This window comes from Paenibacillus sp. FSL P4-0184, from assembly GCF_038004625.1.
GTDB lineage: Bacteria > Bacillota > Bacilli > Paenibacillales > Paenibacillaceae > Paenibacillus_AQ.
Map to the genome: position 1 here is coordinate 4,087,711 of NZ_JBBORN010000001.1, position 23,606 is coordinate 4,111,316.

Here is a 23,606-nt window from a genome sequence, read left to right on the forward strand (position 1 = left end):
GTTGTCCAAGCTCAGATCGTTATTAGGACAGCCAAGTGGGGAGGATGTCAACACAGTGAGAAGGTATCTAAGGCAAATTAATGTGGCAGTTATTTTTGTTTTGTTGATTTCGTTGTTGCAGCCGGGAGTATTTGTTCACGCTTCCATTTCTGATTTACCAGCAACAAACTACGGAACCGTTATTGATGTACGGCAAACAGAGCTCGCACCTGGGGCGATGTACACCTGGATGGATCTTCAGAATGAACGTGGTTTACAAAAGATTCATGCAGTGGAGTTCAACCCGCAACAAGGCCATTTAGAACTGAGGGCAGGTACGAAAGATGGAAAGGTATACGGTATGAAGGGTGTTACAGAAATGGCCGCTTATGCGGATTCGCCTGGAAACCGGGTGATCGCAGGGATTAACGGTGATTTCTATGAAATCTCCGGTTTTGCCACGGGTGTTCCGAATGGATTATTTATGGATGATGGTGTAATCCTGAACAGTTCGATTTCAGCTTTTACTTTCGGTTTAAAAGAAGATGGCAGCTCGATTTATGGGGTGCCGAAGCTGACCAAGAACGTAACGATTAATGGAAAAACAACTAATCTAACCAGCATCAACCGTTATCGAAATACGAATGAGCTGGTTCTTTATACGGAAGATTATAATACAACTACAAAGTCGACCAATGAGGGTGACGAGGTTGTTCTAGATATTGTCGAGGGAGAAGTGAAGAGCGGTCAGACCTTGAAGCTGAAGGTATCTGAGATTCGCAACAATCAAGGCAATACGCCGCTTACCAAAGGAAAAGTAGTTTTGTCTGCTAACGGAACGTCTCGTGCTGTTCTGCAGGGGTTATCGGTTGGCGATAACGTTACTGCGACCTTTGCGCTTAGCGGAGAATGGAATGATGTGAAGGTAGCCATTGGCGGCGAAGGGCCGATGGTAAAAGACGGAATAGTTCAACAAGGTGTAGGGCCTTTAGGAATTCATCCACGTACAGCCATTGGGACAAAAGCGGACGGAAGTCTCGTTCTATTCGAAGTGGATGGAAGATCTCCAGGTTTTAGCGAAGGTGTAGATACGGATGAGCTTGGCTACATTCTGAAGGATATGGGCGTAGTGAACGCCATGAATCTGGATGGTGGCGGCTCTTCTACTTTTGTGGCCAGAATGCCGGGTGCATCTGGTGTCAAAATGATGAATCAGGGCTCTGATGGCTATGAACGTAAAACCGGCAACGGTTTGCTGGTCGTCAACACAGCCCCAGAGCAATCTACAGCTTCTAAGCTGGTTGTGCAGCCGAATGCGGAACGTATTTTGCAAGGCTCCAGCTTTATGTTCAAAGCAGCAGGAGTGGACGAGAACGGCCATCCGGCACCTTATTCGGGTACGCTGAATTGGCAGGTGGACGCTAACCTTGGTACTGTCGATGCGAACGGAGTCTTCACCGCAGGAACCACTGCCGGGACAGGAACGGTAATTGTAGAGGCTGGGGCAGTCAAAGGCAGTGGGGAAATCGAAGTCGTGGATAAGCTCACAGACCTTAGGTTTCCTGATGAGATCAAAACTTATTCTTCAGGTGCTGCTGCGCAATTAACTGTGAAGGCGCTACGTAATGGACAGGTAATTCAAGCTGACAACCATAGTTTTGAATGGCGGGTTGAGGGCGAGATCGGAAGTGTGGACGAGAAAGGTCTGTTTCAAGCGACGAGTGAAAACGGGAAGGATGGGAAGATTTATGCTAAGTTCGGGGACGCCCAGACCTCTTTTGAAGTAAATGTAGGGTTACCGCCTGTAATGCTGGAGGATTTTGAGAATGGCATTGATAAATATATTGCCTCCAGTGCAGCAGCTAACAGTGTGGCGATTCAGGAAGTGACGGATCAGGATTTTGTCCGTAATGGGGATAAAGCCTTAAAGCTGGAATATGATTTTGTTAATAAAACAGGCACATCGGGTGCTTATTTAGCCGCAAGCTCAACTGCCAATCGGATTCAGATTCCGGGGTATCCTGAGAAGATCAGTATGTGGATCTACGGAGATGGCAAAAAGCACTGGCTGCGGGGACAAATTCGTGATGGCAATAATGCGGCAGTGCCCGTGGATTTTACCGATCAGGTAAATGGTGTGAACTGGACGGGTTGGAAATACGTCGAAGTATCCGTGCCTAAGGGAAAAACCACCCCGTTAACGATGGATATGCCTGTCCGCTATATGGAGACAAGCAATCTTAACAAGAGCGCAGGTGCAATTTACGTTGATGATATTCGTGCCATTTATGGTCCGATAGAGGAGGATAGAACACCTCCTGTGCTTAAAGATGCCTATCCTGGCGTGAACGCAATTGTCAAAACAGCTACACCGACCCTTTCCGTCAATGGTGAGGATGATGGTTATGATCCTGTGGTGCATCCGGGAACGACCTTAATCGATCCGGACAAAACACGTGTGTATGTTGACGATCAATTAGTGGAGCATGGCTTTTATCCTCCAAAAGGTCAAATCACCTATAAACCAAAGGTTTCGCTTACAGAAGGCCGTCATAAAGTAAAAGTTGCCATTCGCGATTTGAGCGGTAACCAGACGATAAAAGAATGGTATTTCACAGTGAATTTGGGCTCTCCATTCTATGTGTACAAAACACCAGAAGTCGTTTATGCCGGGAACACTTACACTTTGGATGTAACGGCAGAGAAGGCGGGCAAGCTGAAGGAAGGAAATCTTACGTTTGTTTTTAATCCGGCTGCAGTTAAAGATTTGCAGGTAATTCGAGGGGATAAGGTATCAGAAACGCAAATGGAGTCAATCATTGATCCAGCTTTGGGCACTGTGCGTCTTAACCTAACGAATATCAATTCCTCCAATCTACGAGATACGGATCTCATCGGACAAATTCAATATACGGTTCGAAATGATTATGTGGGTCCCTTTACTCAGGAGCAGCTCGCTGGGGATACAAGCAAACCTTTTGTAATTGAAAATACATCCGGATCTATAACTTCGACAGAAGGTACCGGGGTTCCTATTTCTTTTATTGGAGCGGCTGTTGAATCTGTTGTAAAGACACAGTTGATGCTCACTTGGAACCATTATGATCTTGCGAAGGGCTTTGATGCGTCTTTTGCGGTAAAAGATCTGAATGGAAGTGTTGTTGAAGGTGCGAAACTGCTGTTCGATGGATTGGAGGTACAAGGCGCAACTTCAGGGGGAAGTGGGGCACTTACTACTGGCCTTGTCACTTCAGAAGAAGGAACTTTTAAATTGCAGGCGGTAAAAGGAAATACCTATAGTCCTGTAATGACGTTCAAGGTTGCTCCATATGACGGTACTGCTGCCCCGCGTAATGTTAATGTTACGATGGGCCAGGATGCAGCGACTTCTCGCCAGTTTACTTGGCAGACAGAACCGCTAACCGTGAATACTGTAGTAGAACTTGTGGAAAAAGCAGAGTTCACAAGCTTTCAATCTGCGAATGTAATGAAAATTACCGGCAACAGTTCAATTTACAACACCAACAATGATGGAACGATGCGAGTTCATAAAGCGGAGGCAGTAGGGCTTATCCCTGGAACCGAATATATATATCGTGTGGGGGATGGGGAGTCAATTGTAAGTGGGCAAGGAACCTTCGTTACAAGCGGGGGAGAGAGCGCTTCTACAAAATTCCTGTTTATCGGAGATTCTCAAGCAGATTCTAAAGCGGGATTTGGCCTTTGGGGCAATACGATTGAGGCTGCTTTTGCCTATATGCCGGATGCTGAAATGCTGGTCCACGCTGGAGATATGGTGGATAAAGGCTTTGAACAAGAGCAGTGGAACTGGTGGTTTGATGCAGCCCAAAAGCAGCTGATGAATACCACGCTTGTTCCGATTATTGGGAACCATGAAGTGATGGGAACCAATGGCGATGGGGATTACCTGGCGCAATTCAATAACCCGCAAAACGGTGCGGCGAGCGTAAAAGGTACGAATTATTCTTTTGACATTCAGGATACACATTTTGTGGTTATGAATACAGAGCATTCAGGTGCTCCGTTCACTGAACAGGCAGAGTGGCTGGATCAGGATCTATCCGCTACAGATAAAAAGTGGAAGGTGATTTTTTTCCATCAAGGGCCCTATGGCAGCATCTATTCGAATGAACAGGTGCAAGCAAAGTGGGTGCCGGTGTTTGATAAGCATAATGTGGATCTAGTGATGAACGGTCATGATCATATTTACTTGCGAACTTTTCCAATGAAGGATGGTAAGCAGGTAGCAGAAGGCGAAGGCACACGATATGTTATCGGCGGTTCTTCCGGTCCTAAGTTCTATGCGCTGACGCCACGTTTTTGGCAGGAAAAAATATATGACGAAGATGAGCAAATCTATACGGCTGTTGAGATTGGGAAGAACGAGATTACGGTTACGGCAAGAACGGTAGACGGTGTAGAAATTGACCGTTTAGTGATCGGAAATTTTGTTCCAAAAACCATTACGCTGGATCAAACAGCTGTTGAGCTTGAGCCTGGTGCTAGTCTGCAATTGCAAGCTAAGGTAGTGCCGGATGAGGCTAATCATCTGACAAAACTTTGGTCCATCGTTCCTGAAAGGGCAGAATCAGTAGTTACCGTAGATGGAAATGGCTTGGTTACAGCGCTAAAACCAGGGACAGCTAAGGTGAGAGTCACAGTGGCAGGTTACCCGAATATTTTTGCGGAAAGTAAGATAACTGTAGATGCGCTGCAAGCGATTAAGCTTCAGGGCAAAGGACAACTTAAACCAGCAGAGGTCAACCAGACAGTCACCGAAGCTGTCTATGCATCCGGTAAACGAATCCCGATATTGGATGGACTTCATTATTCCAGCTCGAATGAGCATATTGCTACAATCAATGAACAGGGCTTGGTCCAGGCTCATCAGGAAGGCTCTACTGTGATCTCAGTAACCTACAGGGAGTTCGCCTCGGAGTATAGTCTCGTCGTAACAAATGATGAGGCTCCTATTCTTACAGAAATAACGATAAAAGGGCCGGATTCGCTGGAACAGGGAAATAAAGGCTCCGTTGTTATTCAGGCGGTATATAGTGACGGAAGCAAGCAAGAATTGGTCGAGGGAGTAAGGTATGATACATCTGATCATTCCATTGCAATGATTAGTGAGAATGGGGAAATTCATGCATTGAGTGCTGGTATAACAAAAGTCAGCGCTGTTTATAAGGGGTTCAGTACTGAATATATTTTGACAGTGACTGAGAGCACGCCAGGTACGACTCCGACACCAAGCCCAGAGCCAACACCGGAACCAACACCAAGTCCAGAGCCAACACCAACACCAGGAGGCTGGGTGCCGGGACCTGCGGTGACACCAACGCCGACTGCTACACCGACACCAACTCCGTCGGCATCTGCACAAGCGGGTGTAGTAACCATAACAGCCTCTCAACTGTCAGAGAACAAGAATGCTCAAGGAGAAGTTGTGGTTTCAGTTGACGGATCGGTTACGGAGTTGCTTTTACCAGGCAATGCAGCAGAACTGCTTGGACGCGCACCGCTTAGAGTGGTTATGCAGGATTTATCCGTTACGATTCCTGCTACAGTACTGGCAGAACTTAGTAAGCTAATCTCAGCTGAGGCTCTTGCCAAGAGTACGATTTCACTACGGTTGAACACTTTAGCTAGTAATACAGCCGTGGATCTGTTGGATCGTGCAGGTACACTAGCTGGAGCACAATTGAGAGCGAAAAGTGATCTGCGAGAATGGTCGCTCAGCATCCTCACAGAAAATGGCCAGTCCTTCTCATTAAGACAGTTTGCAGAGCCGATCACGATTTCATATAAGGTCGGTGCGACTGTAGAGCAAAGCTTACTGGGTATTTATTTTATGGATGATGCCGGTAAGTTGGAGTATATGAGCAGTACATGGATGAATGGTTATCTATCTGCTGCTGTCAGTCATTTTAGTAAATACGTTGTATTAGAATATGACAAAACATTCAATGATCTGAAGTCGGATCACTGGGCTTACCTTGCTGTTAAGCAGCTTGCGGCAAAACAGCTTGTACAGGGGGTAGCTGTGGATCGTTTTGATCCAAACCGTGCGGTTACACGTGCGGAGTTTACAGCGATGTTAGTCCGTGCGCTTGGCTTAAAAGGTCAAGCAGAAGCTGGTTTCACTGATGTACCTGCTGATAAATGGTATGCAGAAGCAGTAGGGTTAGCAAAACAAGCTGGAATTGTTAACGGTCAGACCGCTTTACTGTTTGAACCGGTTGCCAAGATCTCTCGTCAAGAGATGGCAGCGATGCTGGCTCGTGCATATGCATACGCCAAGAACAGCGTATCTGTAGCTAGTCTTAACGTTTCAGCATTTAATGATATTGGCACTGCACCACAATGGGCTCAAGTGGCTATCAGCGAGGTGTACAGACTTGGATTGATGCAGGGACGTGCTATAGAGCAATTTGCTCCGAAGCAAAACGGCACACGTGCCGAAAGTGCACAGATGATCCTCAATCTGTTGAGTGTTTTGGAGTAACGATTATGGCCAGTTCCAGGTTGTTGGGACTGGCTGTTTTTTTAACAAATTGGATTAGCTGGAAGCACACAATGGTTTGCATACAGTAGATGGTTTGGGATCATTATGGACTGTATTGCAGCTATTTCAACTTTTGGATGGTCTTTTTCCAAGTTTTCGGACATCACAGCTCTTATTGTCATAATTTTGCACCGAACCGTAGTATATTTTAATGAACAGTTGCATCTGAGTCCGATAGCTGAGTGACATGGCACAAATCAGCTTAATAAGATCCCCTCGGTCCGATACGCTGTAATTCCCAACCAACGATTACAATCCAGAGCCTGGCAGATAAGTATCAAATCTTCTCCTATCTTTTGGTGATGTAGTATTATATTGGGTTTTTGGTACTGAGAATCACCCTTGAGAGGCAAGTAATTACTAGTATTAATTGTTATAAGCCAACACAAATTGTTATGTTGTGTTATGATAGTAGGGAGGTGACTCCCATGAATGATTTTGAGAACTATCCCGATGAGCTGGGTAATTTCATTCGGCACATCAGAAAGACGAGAGGGTTAACCTTAAGAGGACTGGAAGAAAAGAGCGGCATAAGTTATTCACAGCTTAGCAAGATCGAGCGTGGAGAGAGCATTCCGCTAAAAGACAATCTGGACAAGATCATCGAAGCACTTGGAACAGATCTGAAGAATCGGATGTATCATTTGGCAGACTATATGCCAGATATTGAATATATCAAGACCTTAAAGCATGGTTATGAGCTGCCACAGCTTAAACAGTCTCAGGACTACATTTATGAGACGGCATTTAACAAGCTTAAGGAATTCAGGGCAAAGGAAGGTAAAGAAACATCTTACGTTTCCTTTGATTCTAATGAAGTCATAGTTTATGAAACGGAATATGGGGCAGGAATGGTAATAGAGAAGATTGAGAAATACAATCTTACCGACGTCCTGAACGATAAGTTTGAGGGTTGCCTCGACTCCTTAAGAAAGAGCCCTCGGAAAGGGCGTCAAGCCTTTCTATTTGGCGAGTGGTTACGGGAGTGCGTTTATGAGCTGAAGGAAGAAGAACAGGATCAGGTCATACAAGCGCTCAAAGAATTTACGCAGTTTAAAGTACAACAGATAAAGGGTGCTTATAAATAATGTGTGTTTCATAAATGATCTCAAAAATGAATAATGTTGCCCTTTCTTGCAGCCATCTATTCATCTTGATCCATAAACTAACAACTAAAAATGGTTTGACAGAAAAGGGGATATTAATAATGAAAATTAACATGAAGTTTACCAGCAAGGGAAAAGTCGCTATAGAGAATTTTAATAACGAGGAATTGCTGGAGATCTTCGCACGATACATCAAGACATTATCCAAAAAGTATGATATCGAAGTTGATGTTCCTCTTGAAGAGAATCAAAATATTGTTGGTGATGGCGCTGTAATTGCGACTGCACAAAATGTGAAATGCGATGTAGAAACATTTTTCAAAGAGCTGGGTAGAGATATTAAAGTTCCTTTGAAGAAAAGACTTGGCGGAAAATTGGAAAATGTATTTAAAACGGAAATTACGGAGTAGAAGATTACTCTATTTCAGGGAGTAGTCCTTACTGAATATAAAGAAGGTAGGGCCTTCAGGAGGCTCTACCTTCTTTATGTTGATGATGTTAACATGAAGACAATCTAGAGAACACTCGCAGTGAAGCCATAGGAAGTTATGTAATTATTTCATAATTTGCGAAATAATTTGTGTATGGGGATGTTATGATTTTTCAGTTTGAATGAGATCTCTACTGTCTAAGATCTCTCTAACAATCTCTATGAAATCTGGTAAAGCTTGTGCCTCAAGCGCTAATTTATAGATGTTAAGTAATTCTTCATCAGATATTGATTCAAGAGATGAGGGGCGTGGTGAGGGATGAAAATAGTAATTCATTTGGTTCCTCCATCATATATTTGTTTTTATTACACATTTATATATATGGTATCATTTGGAATACAATCCGTCTCCTGTCATTCATCCTACGAATTTTCCTTTACATCTTAGGGGAATTATGGCATAATGACTATTTTTATGTGATAATAGATTGGTTTACTTTGGATTTTAATAAACAAAAACAATCCCGACATGTACAGTACATGTCGGGATTGTTTTAATCAGAGTCTTTCTTATGAGTAGATAAGTACTTCTTTAGGCGAGGTTCATTGGATTCCGAAACGGTAGTGAACTGCTTACCTTGATTAAAGCATACAATCTTGCGTCCGGGATCATAGCCTTCTATGTTGTTGATATTAACGACGTTGCTGCGGTCAAGGCGTTCGAATCCCTTACCCTCATACGCTACGGAAAGATCGGAAAGCGTGGTGGGGAGAATAAATTCGCCTTCTTTCGTATGGACGAATATTGTATTCTTATAATTCGAGAAATACAATATATCTTCCTCTAGAATATCACTAGAGGAACCGTCTTTCTGTAAGACACGCATCTTTTCCCCATCCTTGTTTGATTACTTGCGCAGTTCTTTCGGAACTTCAGGACTGTAAAGTGCTGGTTTTAGAATTGTTGCAAAAACAACAGCAGAAGTAGCTAGTATGTTAGATGCATAACGAGCTAAATTTTTCTTCATTTGATTGGCCTCCTTTGTAATGGAATTATAACTGTAAAGGATTGAACTAAAAATGCCAATCCAATGACAGACGAATGGATCCAAAAATTCAAAGAAACCAGAATTATGGAAATGATCTTTAAACCCAAATACCATTCTTTAGGAATCTGAGCATTAGCATCAGGATTTGGAGCACATAGAATCATTACAAGCAAAGAAAAAAGATTAATCCAAATGAAATGGTTATGTACTAGATAAGTTATATGAGGGATCAGTGAACAGATAAAGATAGATACAATATTGCAAGCCCTTGCGGTTTTTAGATGCACACCACCAGAAGACATTCTTAGGAGTATGAAGCTAAATAAGGCTAAGAATGTTTCCTTTAGCTGTCCTGTGAGCCCGCCAATGCATAACGAGGTTATAATGATTAATAAAGTATTCAGAATAATGCTAAGGGCATAATGCATGATTTCGATGGAATGTGTTTGCTCGGGATTGCTTTTCTTAATGACCTCAACAATCTTAAGAGTTAAATGATTCATAATTATTTCTATCCTTTTTGTAGGAGAAATAAAGATATCCCCATAATATTATTCCATAGAAAATTGGGATCAAGAAAAAGAAAAAGGATTCAAGAAAGTAGCTGATTGAAGTAATGACAATTAGTGTAGGAAGATTAAGAGCGAATAGTATTTTTTCGCTAGTCGTTGGTTTGATTTTTACATCGGGTTTATCAGGTACAAAGTCAAATCCAATACGTTTATGACCCACATACATACCAATGAGAATCGCGGTTAATGCTGATAAGATCTGCATTGTAATCATGTTTATTGTAATTGGGTTCGAAGTATTTAGAGACATGTTGATTACAGAGTCTAATAGATACATAAGACTGGGTTGAATCACAAAGTATGTTTGATAGACCATCCCGGTTAATATAGAAGCATAGAAGGGATGAATCCGGAATAACAGCCACATAAAACTAAGCATTAGCGCATATTGTGTGAGGATATCTAATTGAAATAACTCATAGTTGATTCTAACTGAATAAGAAAAAAAGCCCATGATAAAACTAGCAAACACCATCTCTTTATGATAAATGTCAATTTTAAAGATTTTGAAAGCCAGAAAGAACATTGCATATGTCTCTAGTCCTGAAAATAATATAAACAGAATAAAATCTATCATGCCGACACTCCCGATGTCTTCTAGTATAACTAACCCTATTATTGCAAGTATCGTATAAAATGGACTAAAATACAACAACTACAGTATAATTTTCCTCCTATTTTTTCAAAAAAATTCAAAATGAGAGGGGTTTAGACATGGATCGACGTCCAGAAAGCAGTGAGTATCTTGAAGAATTATCAAAGTATGTCGATTTAGTGCCAGTTGAAGGGGACATTTGTACTGTTTTTAGAACGCAGACGGATGAGATTTGTAGCTTTATTTCGAACCTTACGGAAGAACAAGGAAAGCATCGTTACGCTCCTGATAAATGGAGTATTAAGCAAATGGTTGGCCATCTAGCGGATACTGGAAGAATTATGTCTTATCGTTTGTTGCGCGTTGCAAGAGGAGATACGACTCCGCTGGCGGGCTTTGATGAAAAGGACTATGTGCCTACCGCAAATTTTGAAGCACACACTCTAGAAAAACTACTGGCTCATTACAAGCTTGTCCGAGAGTCAACGCAAGCTCTTTTGGATACTTTGCCGGAAGATGCATGGACTCGTAAGGGAACGGTTAACAATGCAACCATCTCCGCGAGAGCAGTGGCGTGCGTAATGATTGGGCATGATCATCATCATTTGAATATTCTTAAAGAAAGATATCTGGTTTAATCGAGTTTTATTTTAAAAAAAGCATTCCTGAAGCCATTGCGGCTTCGGAATGCTTTTTTAGCTAAAGGTATATATTTGGGGCCCCCGCAAAGTACCTGAGTAAGCATCGAAGCAAAGCCTCACTTTGTGGTTATATTTTATAGTGGAGGATTCTTGTGACATTTACGGCATACTGGATAGTAGGCTTCATTGCCGCCAATTTGGATTTGCTTGCCGCTGTATACAGGCTTACCATTTTCTACTCTTAGAGCCATCGTTGCTTTGCGCTCGCAGAACCAGCAAATGGTCTTCATTTCCTCGATTTTATCAGCGTAAATCAGCATGTATTTGCTGCCTTCAAATAGCTGGTTCTGGAAATCATTTTTAAGTCCAAATGCCATAACGGGAATGCCTAGTTCATCCACAATCCGTACTAGCTGAAGAATGCAGTCCTTGCTTAGAAATTGACATTCATCAATTAGTACACAGTGGGGTTTGGGCTGGTTACTGCTGACGATATTATAAATATCGGTTTTCTCGTCGACGGGTATGGCCTGTTTCCGCAGCCCAATACGGGAGGAGATAAAACCAACTTCGTCCCGATCGTCTATGGATGGAGTGAAAATGAGCACCGATTTCCCTTGCTCTTCATAATTATGCGCAACCTTGAGTATCTCAATAGATTTACCGCTGTTCATTGCTCCGTATTTGAAAAACAATTGTGCCACTTCCATCTATCCTTTCGTATAAGCCAATTATCTAATCTTAAAAATGCGACCTTATTAGAGTATCATATTCGTGTCAGCTGTATCCAGTGAAAACATTGCGATAGAATTGAATGTGGTATGATAAAAGGAACCATGTGATTGGAAAGGAAGTAATATGTGTGACTGAAAAAATAGACGAATACAAGGAACGGTTAGCTCTGATTCAGCAGAATGGAAATCTTTCTATCGAGGCTGAGGCTTTGCTGGAAGAGATGATGGCAGATTTGGTGGAATTGAATCGAAGCAATAAAGCGCTGCGGCGGGCAATAATGAAAACTGGGCAGGCCTCCACAATGTCGACTCGTTTAAGGGATGCACTGTACGAATAGAAAAAGAGGGTATGCGAATGGGTTTGATTTTCTCTTTTCTCAAAAAATATAAAGTCGCTGCAATAGCTGCCCTTGTGATGATGCTTATTGAACTAGCGGTGGAATTGTCACAGCCTTTACTCATTTCCAAAATTATTGACCAGGGCATTAAAGAACAAAATTCCTCCGTAGTATGGCTCTGGGGCGGTGTATTGATCGGCAGCGCAGTAGTCGCGTTTATAGCTGGTGTATTAAGTTCTTTTTTTGCTGCCCATGCGAGTCAGAGCTTTGCGTTTGATCTTAGGGACAAGTTATATGAAAAGGTACAATCCTTTACATATGAAGTATTCAATCGGTTTGCTACCTCGTCGCTGATCACGCGTCTGACCGGCGATGTATCGCAGCTGCAGGACACTATATTTATGAGCCTCCGCTTTATGACACGGGTGCCACTGGTTGTGGTGGGCAGTGTGATTATGGCATTGGTTGTTCATGTGAAGCTGGGGTTATTTCTCACTGTAGCTCTACCTTTGTTGCTTCTCTTCCTTTACTTCATCATGAGAAAAGCTTCTTTGTTATTTCGCAACGTACAAAATCGGCTAGACGGTGTGAATGGTGTAATCCAGGAGAATTTAACGGGAATTCGCTTAATCCGTGTGTTCGTGCGCATGGGGCATGAGATTGGACGTTTTACGCTCTTTAGCGGGAATTTGATGAAATCCACGGTATCTGCGCTACGTTTGACGGAGACAACGATGCCATTTGTTATGCTTATTGTGAATGCAGCGATTATGTCGATCCTATGGTTTGGACGGATTGAGATTGCAAATGGGGATGCTACTTTAGGAGAAACTGTTGCAGTTATTAACTACTCTTTACGAACCATAGGAGCGTTGTCAGCTATATCTGGACTTGTCGTTACAATTTCCCGAGCACGTGCCTCCTCACAGCGTATTACAGAAGTGATGTCAGCAGGCGCTGGAGTTAAGGAAGGCGGAGCCGCAAAGGGCGAACCAATACAGGGTCACGTCCAATTTGAAGGCATCAGCTTCAAGTATCCTGAGAGTGATATTTCGGTGCTAGAGGATATTACTTTTGAAGTTGCTGCTGGTGAGCGGGTAGCGATTATGGGAGCCACCGGATCAGGAAAGTCTTCTCTTGTCGGTCTAATCCCACGTTTATATGAAGAGACAGAAGGTATCATTCGCATTGATGGGCAAAAGAGCACTGATATCGATATTTCAAGATTGCGGCGATCGATCGGCTACGTTCCTCAAGAACTGCAGCTCTTCAGCGGATCGATTCGCGATAATATTGCTTGGGGCAATGAACATGCTACACAGGAACAAATCGAACACGCAGCGGCTGCTGCACAAATTCACGCAACTGTGATGGGTCTGCCCAAAGGTTATGACACAATGCTTGGTCAGCGAGGGGTAAATCTGTCTGGTGGGCAAAAGCAACGGTTGACCATTGCTCGGGCGCTTGTGAGGAAACCTGCTATTTTGATCCTCGATGACAGTACGAGTGCGCTTGATGCTGTGACAGAAGGACTTTTGCTGGAGGCACTAAAAGAGATTTCATGTACAACCTTCCTGATTACTCAGAAGATTAGTTCTACTGCATCTGCAGATTTGATTCTGCTGTTGGACGAAGGACGCTTAATCGGTAAGGGAACACATGACGAGCTTATGACAAGCTCTGCGCTGTACCGCAAGATTTATGAATCACAGGTAGAGGAGGCGAAGCAGCATGTTCAAAGCAATTCTTGAACCCTTTCGTCACCCAAAACCCGTCATTGAGCTTGGAGCAGGAAGAAGCCTTGGTTCAGCTGCTGGAGGGAAGCCAAAAGCAAAGGCGAAGGATTGGGGCGGCACGCTCATGCGGATTTGGAGCTACCTTGCCGAGCGTAAAGCTAAGCTTTTTCTCGTTCTGTTAATGGTAGTCTTCAGCTCGGCTTTAGCACTGCTCGGGCCTTATATGATTGGTAAAGCTGTGGATGATTATCTGGAAGGCACTGGCGGACGATCGTGGACGATTTTTCTGATCAGCCTAGCTAGTGTTTATATCTTCTATTCATTAACTTCTTGGCTGCAAAATATATGGATGATTGAAATTGCCCAGGAGACTGTATTTCGGATGCGCACGGAGTTGTTTTCCCATCTTCATCGGTTGCCCATCTCATTTTTTAATCGGAGACAGCAGGGCGAAATTATGAGTCGCCTCACCAACGATATTGAGAACGTCAGCTCTACGCTGAATAGCTCAGCTATTCAGATCTTTTCCAGTGTTTTGACATTGCTCGGAACGGTGGGGGTAATGCTCTGGCTCAGTCCTCTATTGACGCTGCTCACGTTCCTTGTTGTGCCGTTGATGTTATTAGGCATGCGCTGGATTACTCGGCGTACGGGTCCACTTTTTAAAGAACGTCAGCGCAATGTGGGTGAGTTAAACGGTTATATAGAAGAGACGTTATCCGGTCAACGGATTATCAAGGCTTTTTCACAAGAGGAACGGGTCATCGCTGGTTTTCATGAACGCAATGAGCGAATTATGCTCTCTGGATACTGGGCACAGTCGATTTCTGGCTTCATTCCTAAGCTGATGAATGGACTCAATAATTTGAGCTTCGCTATTGTGGCTGGAGTCGGTGGTTTGTTAGCGATTCGCGGAGCGATTACGGTCGGTGTGATTATTGTGTTTGTAGAATATACGCGTCAATTTACTCGCCCTCTTAATGACTTAGCGAATCAGTGGAATACACTACTGTCAGCGGTTGCGGGAGCGGAAAGAGTGTTTGAAGTGCTGGACGAAGAGACGGAAGCTAAAGATGAAGGTGCAGCCACTTCGCTGGTTAAAGTTGAAGGTGCAGTGAAGTTCGAAAAGGTATCTTTTTCATATGACGGAAGTTCTAACACACTGCATGATATTAGCTTTGAAGCGAAGCCTGGTGAGATGATTGCCTTAGTAGGACCTACCGGTGCCGGCAAAACAACACTTATCGGGCTGTTATCTCGTTTCTATGATCCTAATCAGGGTAAGATTACGCTGGATGGCTTAGATGTCACTTCGATTCGGCGTGAAAGCCTGAGGAGCCATATGGCGTTTGTATTGCAGGACTCCTTTTTATTCAAGGGCAGCATCCGCGATAATATTCGTTACGGTAGACTGGATGCTTCCGATGAAGAGGTCGAGGCGGCGGCCAAGCTTGCTAACGCTCATTCTTTTATTATCCGTATGCCGGAAGGTTATGATCGAATGCTCTCTGCAGATGGTAGCGGTATAAGCCAAGGACAGAAGCAATTGCTATCCATTGCAAGAGCCATTCTTGCCAATCCTTCGATGCTTGTTCTTGATGAAGCCACTAGCAGTATCGATACGGTGACCGAAATCAAGATTCAGGAAGGACTTCAGGCGTTAATGAAGGGACGGACCAGCTTCGTTATTGCCCATAGACTGGGCACTATCCGTGCAGCTGATCGAATTCTTGTTCTTCAAGGGGGCAGATTGCTGCAGCAGGGCTCCCATGAGGAGTTGTTGAAGCAAGGTGGCTTGTACAGCGAGTTGGTGCAAGGCGGTCGTAGGGAAGTACTTGATAAGGCTAGGCTTTAAGCTGTGCATAAAAAGGCGGGAGTTTTCAAGGAAGCGTAGGTCGCGTCCATGAATACTCTCGCCTTTATGTAATGTGTGGATATTCATTATACATTTGAAGTGAGTTGTCGGATGGTTTAATTGCAGAATGTGCAATAGATTTCGGTTGTACAATGAGGGGATGATTAAGCTGCTTATGAGATCGTTTCTTGCGCGGCAGCTTGTTTCGCTTTTTGTTTCTCCTTGAACCGAGGGCCAACATAATTACGTTTGCGGTCTCTTGTTAGAATCCAGCCGCCAAGGAAAGTCATACCTGCTGCAAAGAGAAGAAACCCTCCGCCGAAATGCAGCCAAGCGAAATCTGGAACAACGGAGTCATCGCCATGCATAGAGATATAATCAAAAATATCGTCCTTCATCATTAAGAAGCCCTTCATTGCGATTAAACCAGGAAACACAAGAATAAGGATGGCAATGAAGCGTGAAATTAATAGTTTCATAAGTGTCTCCTACCCCTCTTAGCCCATTAGATTCAACCATATGATAACGCTTTAGTAAGAAAAAGTCCATTTGGATATGACGTTTATAAGTTTTGTAATACTCTAAAAAGAGAGTACAATATACAATGTAAAATGAACTTACGTGTAATGACTGGAGGATACATATCATGACAATTTCATGTGACGTGGCCATACTTGGCGGAGGAACCGGGGGATATGTGGCAGCCATTCGCGCTGCACAGCTTGGAAAGTCCGTCGTCGTCATCGAAATGGACAAACTGGGAGGAACCTGCCTGCACCGTGGCTGCATTCCTAGCAAATCGCTGCTCAGAAGCGCAGAGGTATATGCTGAAATCAATGAGAGCGAGAGCTATGGCATTGAGACAAGCGGTGTACAGCTTGTATTCCCAAAAGTACAAAAGCGCAAGGAAGCGGTAGTTGAACAACTTCATCAGGGCGTACAATATTTGATGCGCAAAAATAAAATACAAGTAATTAAAGGCAAGGGGCGCGTGACGGGTCCCTCTATTTTTTCCCCGCGTAGTGGTGCTGTTGCTGTGGAACTAGAAGACGGTGAAATGGAAACAGTGGTCTCTAACCAGCTTATTATTGCTACAGGATCTCGTCCGCGCGTATTACCTGGTCTGGAACCAGACGGGAAAGTTATTCTTAGCAGTGATGAAGCGCTCACGCTCGACGAGTTACCTTCTTCCATCATTATTGTTGGAGGCGGAGTAATTGGGGTGGAATGGGCCTCTATGCTGGTTGATTTCGGAGTACAGGTTACGGTAGTTGAAGCTGCTAGTCAGTTACTACCTCAAGAGGATGAAGAAGTAGCTAAAGAACTGCAACGTTTACTTAAAAAACGTGGTGTTAAAGTACTGACTGAAACTACAGTGGATGCTGCAACCTGCAAGGTAACGGACGATGGTATTTCGATTGATGCCCGTAAAGGAGAGCAAACTCAAAGTCTATCCGCAGAAAAGCTGCTTGTATCCGTAGGTAGAGTAGCGAATGTAGAGAATATTGGTCTGGAAAATACAGATATTCGCTTTGATAAAGGAATTATTGCTGTAAATGCTAGTATGCAGACGGCTGAGCCACATATTTATGCGATTGGTGACTGTATTGGTGGACTACAACTAGCTCATGCAGCCAGCCATGAAGGCATTATGGCGGTCAACCATCTCGCTGGTGAGAAACTTCACCCTTATCATACACATCTTGTACCGCGTTGTGTCTACACACGTCCTGAAGTTGCGAGTGTGGGTCACACTGAGAAGGAAGCTAAAGCATTGGGACATGATGTAGTAACTGGTAAATTCCCCTTCTCGGCCATTGGCAAGGCGATTGTATACGGTCAGAAGGACGGGTTTGTTAAAGTTGTGGCGGACCGAAGCAGCGGAGATATTCTTGGTGTGCAGATGATAGGTCCGCATGTTACGGATCTAATCGGGGAAGCTGCATTGGCTCAACTGCTGGATGCAACACCTTGGGAGGTTGGCGAGGCTATTCATGCTCACCCTACACTTTCGGAGATCATTGGAGAAGCAATGTTAGCTGTAGATGGAAGATCTATCGGGATTTAGCTTTTCTTTTTGGGTAGAAAGGGATTATAATAAACTCAAGCCAAGTCTTAGTACCAGGTTTTAAGATCAGGATACAATTGGTCTTAAATCCTGTAAGACTCAGGCTTTATGAATAAGGAGGTATCTCTTTATGGAATCCCAAGATACTGTAGAAACGATTAACAGACATAAGCAGCTTGGACTAAGTGACGGCCAGGTCATCGATATGTACAGATATATGCTGCTCGCACGTAAATACGACGAGCGCAGTCTGCTGCTTCAGCGCGCTGGCAAGATTAACTTTCATGTCTCCGGCATTGGCCAGGAGGCGGGTCAGGTAGCAGCAGCATTTGCGCTGGACCGGCAGAATGATTATTTTTTACCTTATTACCGTGATTATGCTTTTGTACTCTCCGTGGGTATGACTACTCGTGAATTGATGCTGTCTGTGTTCGCAAAGGCAGAAGATCCAAACAGTGGTGGGCGGCAAATGCCAGGTCACTTTGGTAGTAAGCGTCTGCGTATTGTGACAGGCTCAAGTCCTGTAACCACGCAGGTCCCTCATGCGGTTGGTTTTGCTTTGGCAGCCAAAATGCAAAAGAAAAAATTCGTCTCATTTGTAACCTTCGGGGAAGGCTCTAGCAACCAAGGCGATTTTCATGAAGCTTGTAACTTTGCCGGAGTGAATAAGCTGCCGGTTATTATCATGTGTCAGAATAATCAGTACGCGATCTCTATTCCTGCTCACAAACAGCTTGGCGGTAAGGTCAGCGATCGTGCTCTAGGTTATGGATTTCCAGGTGTGCGTGTAGACGGCAATGATCCACTGGAAGTATATCGTGTCGTTAAGGAAGCTCGGGAAAGAGCACTTGCGGGTGAAGGTCCTACGTTAATCGAAGCCATGATGTACCGTTTATCTCCACACTCCACCTCGGACAATGATTTGGCTTATCGGACCAAAGAAGAGGTTGATGAGAATTGGAAGAAGGACGGCGTAGCAGGATTCCGTAATTACCTGATCGGTCTGGGACTTTGGAGTGACGAGCAGGAACAAGATCTTATTGCTGAATGCAATCTTGAGCTTAAAGCAGCAATCGAATATGCTGACAACGCTCCGTTCCCGAAACCGGAAGATACACTGCTGCATGTTTACAGTGATTCCGACCTGAAAGGAGGAGCATAAATCATGGCTATAATGGAATATATCGATGCTATTCGGCTCGCGATGAAGGAAGAAATGGAACGCGATGAATCCGTGTTTGTGCTTGGTGAGGACGTGGGGCTCAAAGGTGGCGTATTTACCACAACAAAAGGCCTGCAAGAACAGTTCGGAGAAGAGCGTGTACTAGATACACCGTTAGCGGAATCAGCTATAGCTGGTGTGGCGATTGGTGCAGCTATGTATGGTATGAAGCCGATTGCTGAAATGCAGTACTCTGACTTCATGCTTCCAGCAACGAATCAAATCATTAGCGAAGCGGCCAAAATCCGCTATCGTTCAAATAACGATTGGAATTGCCCGGTTGTCATACGTGCGCCTATCGGCGGCGGTGTATTCGGCGGTCTGTACCATTCTCAGTGTCCGGAATCGATTTTCTTCGGTACACCAGGATTGAAAATTGTCGCACCTTACTCTGCTTACGATGCAAAAGGACTATTGAAGGCAGCCGTACGTGATCCTGATCCGGTTTTATTCTTCGAGAACAAAAAGTGCTATAAGCTGATCAAGGAAGAAGTGCCAGAAGGTGATTACACCGTTCCAATTGGCGAAGCTAATCTGCTGCGTAAGGGAACAGATATTACGGTTATTGGTTATAGTTTGCCGTTGCATTTTGCGATGCAAGCAGCAGAAGAATTGGAGCGCGAAGAAGGCATTACAGCGCATATTCTGGATCTGCGGACCTTGCAGCCTCTTGATCGTGAGGCGATCATAGCTGCTGCTCGTGAGACAGGGAAGGTTCTTATTGTGCACGAGGACAATAAAACGGGCGGTATTGGTGGCGAAGTGGCGGCGATTATCGCTGAGCATTGTCTATTTGAACTAGACGCACCGATCTTCCGTCTTTGTGGTCCCGATGTTCCAGCGATGCCAATCAGCCCGCCAATGGAGAAGTTCTTCATGCTTAGCAAAGAAAAAGTGAAGGCGGAAATGCTTCGACTGGCGCAATATTAAAATAGTTGAGTGGACGCGAAGCTTCGTACAACTTAAAGATTATGCTTACGATGCAAGTTTTACTGCGCAGTATTTCTAAGAAGCAAAGCTTCGTAAAACTTTTGAGGAGTGAAAAGATGTCTGACAACCAAAAGTTGACTGACGTGATTATGCCGCAGCTGGCGGAATCGCTAGTATCGGCGACGATCGGCAAATGGCTGAAGAAACCGGGCGATCCGGTAGAGCAATACGAACCAATATGTGAGCTTATTACAGATAAGGTAAATGCTGAATTGCCTTCAACGATAGATGGAGTTATGGGTGAACTATTAGCGGAAGAAGGTCAGGTTGTCAATGTCGGCGAAGTCATTTGTCGTATTGCCGTGCCTGTGACTGCACCTGCTGCTGTAAACGTGACTAACACTAATACAGTTGTAGCTAATAATGTTGCAGAACAAAATGCGACTTCAACTGCTAACGATACGATGCGTGCACGCTACTCTCCTGCGGTACAGACTTTGGCGGCTGAGCATAACATCGACCTGACTTTAGTTATGGGTACTGGTATGGGTGGCCGAATTACCCGTAAGGATGTGCTGGCCTTCATCGAAAGTGGCGGAGCTACATCTCCAGCTTCGATTTCTGCTAGTCAACCAACCCCAGTGGTGTCACAACCGCCTGCTCCACAGTTCGTTCAAGCCCAAGAGAAGAAGGCGGAAGAGCCTCTTCGCCATTCGGGTCTACATTTGAGCGAATCTCCTCGTATTCCAACAATTGAAGTCGAGGGTGGACGAGGCAACAGTTCGGAATACCTGATTGATGTAACACCAATCCGGAATACAATCGCTACAAGAATGCGCCAAAGTGTCTCGGAGATTCCGCATGCTTGGACAATGATTGAGGTAGATGTGACTAATCTGGTCGCACTGCGCAATAAACATAAGGATGAGTTCAAGCGTAAAGAAGGTATCAATCTAACCTATCTGGCTTTCATGATGAAGGCTGTTGTGAGTGCGATTAAGGATTACCCGATTATGAACTCTGTCTGGGCTGTAGACAAAATTATTGTCAAACGTGATATCAATATCTCGTTAGCGGTAGGTACTGAAGATTCGGTTATCACTCCTGTAATTAAGAAGGCTGATCAGAAAAACGTTGCCGGGCTGGCACGTGAGATTGATGAATTGGCACAAAAAACCCGCGAAGGCAAACTGAGTCTGGAAGATTTGCAGGGAGGGACTTTCACTGTAAATAATACCGGCTCATTTGGCTCCATTCTTTCTTATCCAATCATTAACTATCCACAGGCAGCGATTTTAACGTTTGAATCGATTGTAAAAAGACCTGTGGTCATTAACGATATGATAGGTGTAAGATCAATGGCTAATATTTGTCTGTCGCTGGATCATCGGATTCTGGACGGAGTGATTTGCGGTCGTTTCTTGCAACGCGTCAAGGATAACATTGAAGGATATACCCCAGATACGAAACTTTACTAAAAAATAATAACGAGCCAAACTGTGCAGGCATGAGACTGAAAAAGGGGACCTGACGGTATGAATAATTCGGATATTCGTAAGCTGCAGATTTCATATGACCCTATTATGGAGTATGGGGAGGCTTGGGATCTGCAAAAGGAAAGCGTGCACGCCATTGATGCTGGTGAGCAACCGGAACGATTGATTCTTTTGCAGCATCCGCCTACCTATACTATTGGTTCACAGAATCATCCCGAACATCTTCTTCTAGATGAAGAGCAGCTCAAAGAAAAAGGAATTGCGCTGTTTGAAATCGACCGGGGAGGAGATATTACATATCACGGACCGGGTCAGCTTGTAGGTTATCCGATCCTTATGCTCGGTGAAGAAGGTAAGGTGGATTTACGTGGGTACTTGCGCAGTCTGGAAGCAGTGATTATTGATTATTTGGCATCCTACGGAATTGTAGGAGAACGGAAGCCGGAGTATACAGGGGTATGGGTTGGCGACGAGAAGATCTGTGCCATTGGTGTTAAGTTTAATAAAAGCAAATTCCGAAGAGGGTTTGTTACTAGCCATGGTTTTGCTTTTAACATTTCTGAAGGAATATCTGGATACGGCTTTCAAGGGATTATTCCATGCGGTATCACTGAATTTGGAGTAACTTCCCTAGAGGAGTGTGCAGGTCGTCATTTTGAACTTCAAGATGTGGCCAAAGAATTGGTTCCGTATTTTCTAAGACACTTTCCTTATGAAGAGCAGGATGAGTTCTTTGGCACTATGGCTTAAGGTTGATTAACGAACTAACAGGCAAGCCAAATAGCGGCAAGGGGGTCCCTAGCCGCTATTATCAATGTTCCTTGTGAAGAGATTATCCTGCAAGGAAAGGCTCGATAACCATAAAGAGCGTAGAGGCAATCATGGCGAACAACATGACGTAGATGAAGATTTTGAACCACTTATTACGTTGCATGAGTAACTCCTTTAGATTTAGTTTAAGTTAATAGCATGAAGATGGATGGTCTTTCTGTACAACCATTGTAACGTATTCACGAAAGAGAGGGAAGTCCAGTGATTTCACAAGACAGATTGATTCAAGAATTTATGGAGCTTGTCCAAGTTGATAGTGAAACAAGAAATGAACGGCAGATTGCCGATGTGCTCAAGAGCAAATTTAACGCTCTTGGCTTAGAAGTTACCGAAGATGATTCCCAGGAAAGAACTGGACATGGAGCGGGTAATCTGTTCATTACCTGGCCGGCTGAGAACGGTGGATCTGCGCCAAAGCTTCTGTTCACTTGCCACATGGATACAGTTGTTCCTGGACAAAATATCAAGCCTACGCTCGGCGAGGATGGATGGATTACAAGTGACGGCACTACGATCCTTGGAGCAGATGACAAAGCTGGGCTAGCTGCACTGTTCGAAGCGATCAGAGTGATTCAAGAGCAAAAATTGCCACATGGTCAGATTCAGTTCGTAATTACTGCGGGTGAAGAATCTGGATTGCTAGGTGCACGTTCGATGGATCCGAGCAATTTGGATGCAGACTTCGGTTTCGCACTCGATTCCAATGGTGAAGTCGGTGCGATTGCAGTTGCGGCACCTACACAAGCTAAGATTACGATGCAAATCTTCGGAAAATCAGCTCATGCAGGTGTTAATCCAGAAGACGGCATCAGTGCGATTCAAGTAGCCAGCAAAGCGATTGCTGCCATGAAGCTTGGTCGGATCGACAACGAAACGACTGCGAATATCGGTAAATTCGCTGGCGGCGGACCTACGAATGTGGTGTGCGATCACGTTCAATTGGACGCAGAAGCACGTAGTATCGTGCAGGAAAAAGTTGGCGATCAAATCGCCTCGATGCGTGAAGCACTGGAGACCACGGTCCGCGAATACGGTGCAGAATGCGAATTCCGCAGTGAAATTATTTATCCAGCGTTCAGCTTTAATGAAAATGATCCAGTGGTACAGCTTGCACAGCGGGCTATCACTTCTATGGGTCTTACGCCCCGTCTGTTCCACTCTGGTGGAGGAAGTGACGCTAACGTATTCAATGGCCTAGATGTTCCGACCATTAATCTCGCTGTAGGATACGAGCATATCCATACCACTAAGGAACGGATTAAAGCCGAAGATATCGTTAAAGTGGCTGAGCTTGTAGTAAATATTGTTAAAGAGAGTGTGAAGGGCTAACCTTCTTATAAAATAACAGAGCAGCGATCCTACCGTAACGGAGGATTGCTGCTCTGTATTTTTTTATGGGGAGTTTAATGCAGCCAGATTTAGGGGCATCCAAAAAAGT

21 protein-coding genes are annotated in these 23,606 nt (G+C 44.2%); 13 read left to right on the forward strand and 8 right to left on the reverse strand.

Annotated elements, in window-relative coordinates:
- Positions 1 to 55 precede the first annotated feature (55 nt).
- The 3 genes from MKY52_RS17860 to MKY52_RS17870 all read left to right on the forward strand — a co-directional run bounded on the left by MKY52_RS17860 (position 56) and on the right by MKY52_RS17870 (position 8,081).
- A complete protein-coding gene (locus MKY52_RS17860; protein ID WP_341052609.1) occupies positions 56 to 6,505 on the forward strand; it encodes a phosphodiester glycosidase family protein in 6,450 nt (2,149 codons plus the stop codon).
- Positions 6,506 to 6,993: 488 nt separating this feature from the next.
- Positions 6,994 to 7,653 carry a helix-turn-helix domain-containing protein gene (locus tag MKY52_RS17865; RefSeq protein WP_042190416.1) on the forward strand — a complete coding sequence of 220 codons (660 nt, stop codon included), beginning with the start codon at positions 6,994 to 6,996 and terminating at the stop codon, positions 7,651 to 7,653.
- Positions 7,654 to 7,772: 119 nt separating this feature from the next.
- Entirely contained in the window at positions 7,773 to 8,081 is a 309-nt protein-coding gene (locus tag MKY52_RS17870; protein ID WP_042190413.1) for a hypothetical protein, read from the forward strand.
- 183 nt (positions 8,082 to 8,264) lie between these two features.
- On the opposite strand, the gene sda is transcribed toward MKY52_RS17870, so the two are convergent.
- From sda to MKY52_RS17890, 5 genes are all read right to left on the reverse strand, one after another.
- Positions 8,265 to 8,438 carry a sporulation histidine kinase inhibitor Sda gene (sda, locus tag MKY52_RS17875; protein WP_081382883.1) on the reverse strand — a complete coding sequence of 58 codons (174 nt, stop codon included), beginning with the start codon at positions 8,436 to 8,438 and terminating at the stop codon, positions 8,265 to 8,267.
- Between the two features lie 217 nt (positions 8,439 to 8,655).
- A complete protein-coding gene (locus MKY52_RS17880) occupies positions 8,656 to 8,988 on the reverse strand; it encodes a LytTR family DNA-binding domain-containing protein (RefSeq protein WP_042190411.1) in 333 nt (110 codons plus the stop codon).
- Positions 8,989 to 9,009: 21 nt separating this feature from the next.
- Positions 9,010 to 9,129, reverse strand: a complete 120-nt coding sequence (locus MKY52_RS17885; protein WP_143759448.1) for a cyclic lactone autoinducer peptide — start codon at positions 9,127 to 9,129, stop codon at positions 9,010 to 9,012.
- Positions 9,126 to 9,653, reverse strand: a complete 528-nt coding sequence (locus tag MKY52_RS30375; protein WP_081382884.1) for an accessory gene regulator ArgB-like protein — start codon at positions 9,651 to 9,653, stop codon at positions 9,126 to 9,128. Before MKY52_RS30375 ends, MKY52_RS17885 begins: the two co-directional genes overlap by 4 nt.
- The gene (locus MKY52_RS17890; RefSeq protein ID WP_341052612.1) at positions 9,634 to 10,299 is read right to left on the reverse strand and encodes a hypothetical protein; all 666 of its coding nucleotides are present in this window, start codon (positions 10,297 to 10,299) and stop codon (positions 9,634 to 9,636) included. Before MKY52_RS17890 ends, MKY52_RS30375 begins: the two co-directional genes overlap by 20 nt.
- A 137-nt stretch (positions 10,300 to 10,436) precedes the next feature.
- On the opposite strand from MKY52_RS17890, the gene MKY52_RS17895 reads away from it, so the two are divergent.
- Positions 10,437 to 10,955, forward strand: a complete 519-nt coding sequence (locus MKY52_RS17895; protein ID WP_341052615.1) for a DinB family protein — start codon at positions 10,437 to 10,439, stop codon at positions 10,953 to 10,955.
- A gap of 137 nt (positions 10,956 to 11,092) precedes the next feature.
- Here MKY52_RS17895 and MKY52_RS17900 read toward each other — a convergent pair whose 3' ends face one another.
- Positions 11,093 to 11,662 carry a thymidine kinase gene (locus MKY52_RS17900; RefSeq protein ID WP_341052618.1) on the reverse strand — a complete coding sequence of 190 codons (570 nt, stop codon included), beginning with the start codon at positions 11,660 to 11,662 and terminating at the stop codon, positions 11,093 to 11,095.
- A gap of 158 nt (positions 11,663 to 11,820) precedes the next feature.
- On the opposite strand from MKY52_RS17900, the gene MKY52_RS17905 reads away from it, so the two are divergent.
- The 3 genes from MKY52_RS17905 to MKY52_RS17915 are packed head-to-tail and all read left to right on the forward strand — an operon-like array spanning position 11,821 to position 15,621.
- Complete coding sequence (locus MKY52_RS17905; RefSeq protein ID WP_042129770.1) at positions 11,821 to 12,030, forward strand: hypothetical protein; 210 nt, start codon at positions 11,821 to 11,823, stop codon at positions 12,028 to 12,030.
- Positions 12,031 to 12,047: 17 nt separating this feature from the next.
- Positions 12,048 to 13,781: an ABC transporter ATP-binding protein gene (locus MKY52_RS17910; protein ID WP_341052621.1), complete on the forward strand. Its 1,734-nt coding sequence runs from the start codon at positions 12,048 to 12,050 to the stop codon at positions 13,779 to 13,781.
- Positions 13,762 to 15,621: an ABC transporter ATP-binding protein gene (locus tag MKY52_RS17915; protein WP_042190395.1), complete on the forward strand. Its 1,860-nt coding sequence runs from the start codon at positions 13,762 to 13,764 to the stop codon at positions 15,619 to 15,621. The genes MKY52_RS17910 and MKY52_RS17915 overlap by 20 nt, the downstream gene beginning before the upstream one ends.
- Positions 15,622 to 15,794: 173 nt before the next feature.
- Here the strand turns inward: MKY52_RS17915 and MKY52_RS17920 are convergent, their stop codons facing one another.
- Positions 15,795 to 16,100, reverse strand: coding sequence for a DUF2627 domain-containing protein (locus tag MKY52_RS17920; protein WP_060622617.1), 306 nt, complete (start codon positions 16,098 to 16,100; stop codon positions 15,795 to 15,797).
- A gap of 167 nt (positions 16,101 to 16,267) precedes the next feature.
- Between MKY52_RS17920 and lpdA the strand changes: the two genes are divergently transcribed.
- The 5 genes from lpdA to lipB all read left to right on the forward strand — a co-directional run bounded on the left by lpdA (position 16,268) and on the right by lipB (position 22,087).
- Positions 16,268 to 17,689, forward strand: coding sequence for a dihydrolipoyl dehydrogenase (lpdA, locus tag MKY52_RS17925; RefSeq protein WP_341052622.1), 1,422 nt, complete (start codon positions 16,268 to 16,270; stop codon positions 17,687 to 17,689).
- Between the two features lie 130 nt (positions 17,690 to 17,819).
- A complete protein-coding gene (locus MKY52_RS17930; protein WP_042190387.1) occupies positions 17,820 to 18,851 on the forward strand; it encodes a thiamine pyrophosphate-dependent dehydrogenase E1 component subunit alpha in 1,032 nt (343 codons plus the stop codon).
- Between the two features lie 3 nt (positions 18,852 to 18,854).
- Complete coding sequence (locus MKY52_RS17935; protein ID WP_042190385.1) at positions 18,855 to 19,841, forward strand: alpha-ketoacid dehydrogenase subunit beta; 987 nt, start codon at positions 18,855 to 18,857, stop codon at positions 19,839 to 19,841.
- A gap of 116 nt (positions 19,842 to 19,957) precedes the next feature.
- A complete protein-coding gene (locus MKY52_RS17940; RefSeq protein ID WP_341052623.1) occupies positions 19,958 to 21,319 on the forward strand; it encodes a dihydrolipoamide acetyltransferase family protein in 1,362 nt (453 codons plus the stop codon).
- A 57-nt stretch (positions 21,320 to 21,376) separates the two neighbouring features.
- Positions 21,377 to 22,087 carry a lipoyl(octanoyl) transferase LipB gene (gene lipB, locus MKY52_RS17945; protein ID WP_076284505.1) on the forward strand — a complete coding sequence of 237 codons (711 nt, stop codon included), beginning with the start codon at positions 21,377 to 21,379 and terminating at the stop codon, positions 22,085 to 22,087.
- Between the two features lie 82 nt (positions 22,088 to 22,169).
- Here lipB and prli42 read toward each other — a convergent pair whose 3' ends face one another.
- Positions 22,170 to 22,271, reverse strand: a complete 102-nt coding sequence (gene prli42, locus MKY52_RS17950) for a stressosome-associated protein Prli42 (protein WP_094872112.1) — start codon at positions 22,269 to 22,271, stop codon at positions 22,170 to 22,172.
- A 98-nt stretch (positions 22,272 to 22,369) separates the two neighbouring features.
- Between prli42 and MKY52_RS17955 the strand changes: the two genes are divergently transcribed.
- Positions 22,370 to 23,497, forward strand: coding sequence for a tripeptidase T (locus MKY52_RS17955; protein WP_341052626.1), 1,128 nt, complete (start codon positions 22,370 to 22,372; stop codon positions 23,495 to 23,497).
- Positions 23,498 to 23,606: the final 109 nt, after the last annotated feature.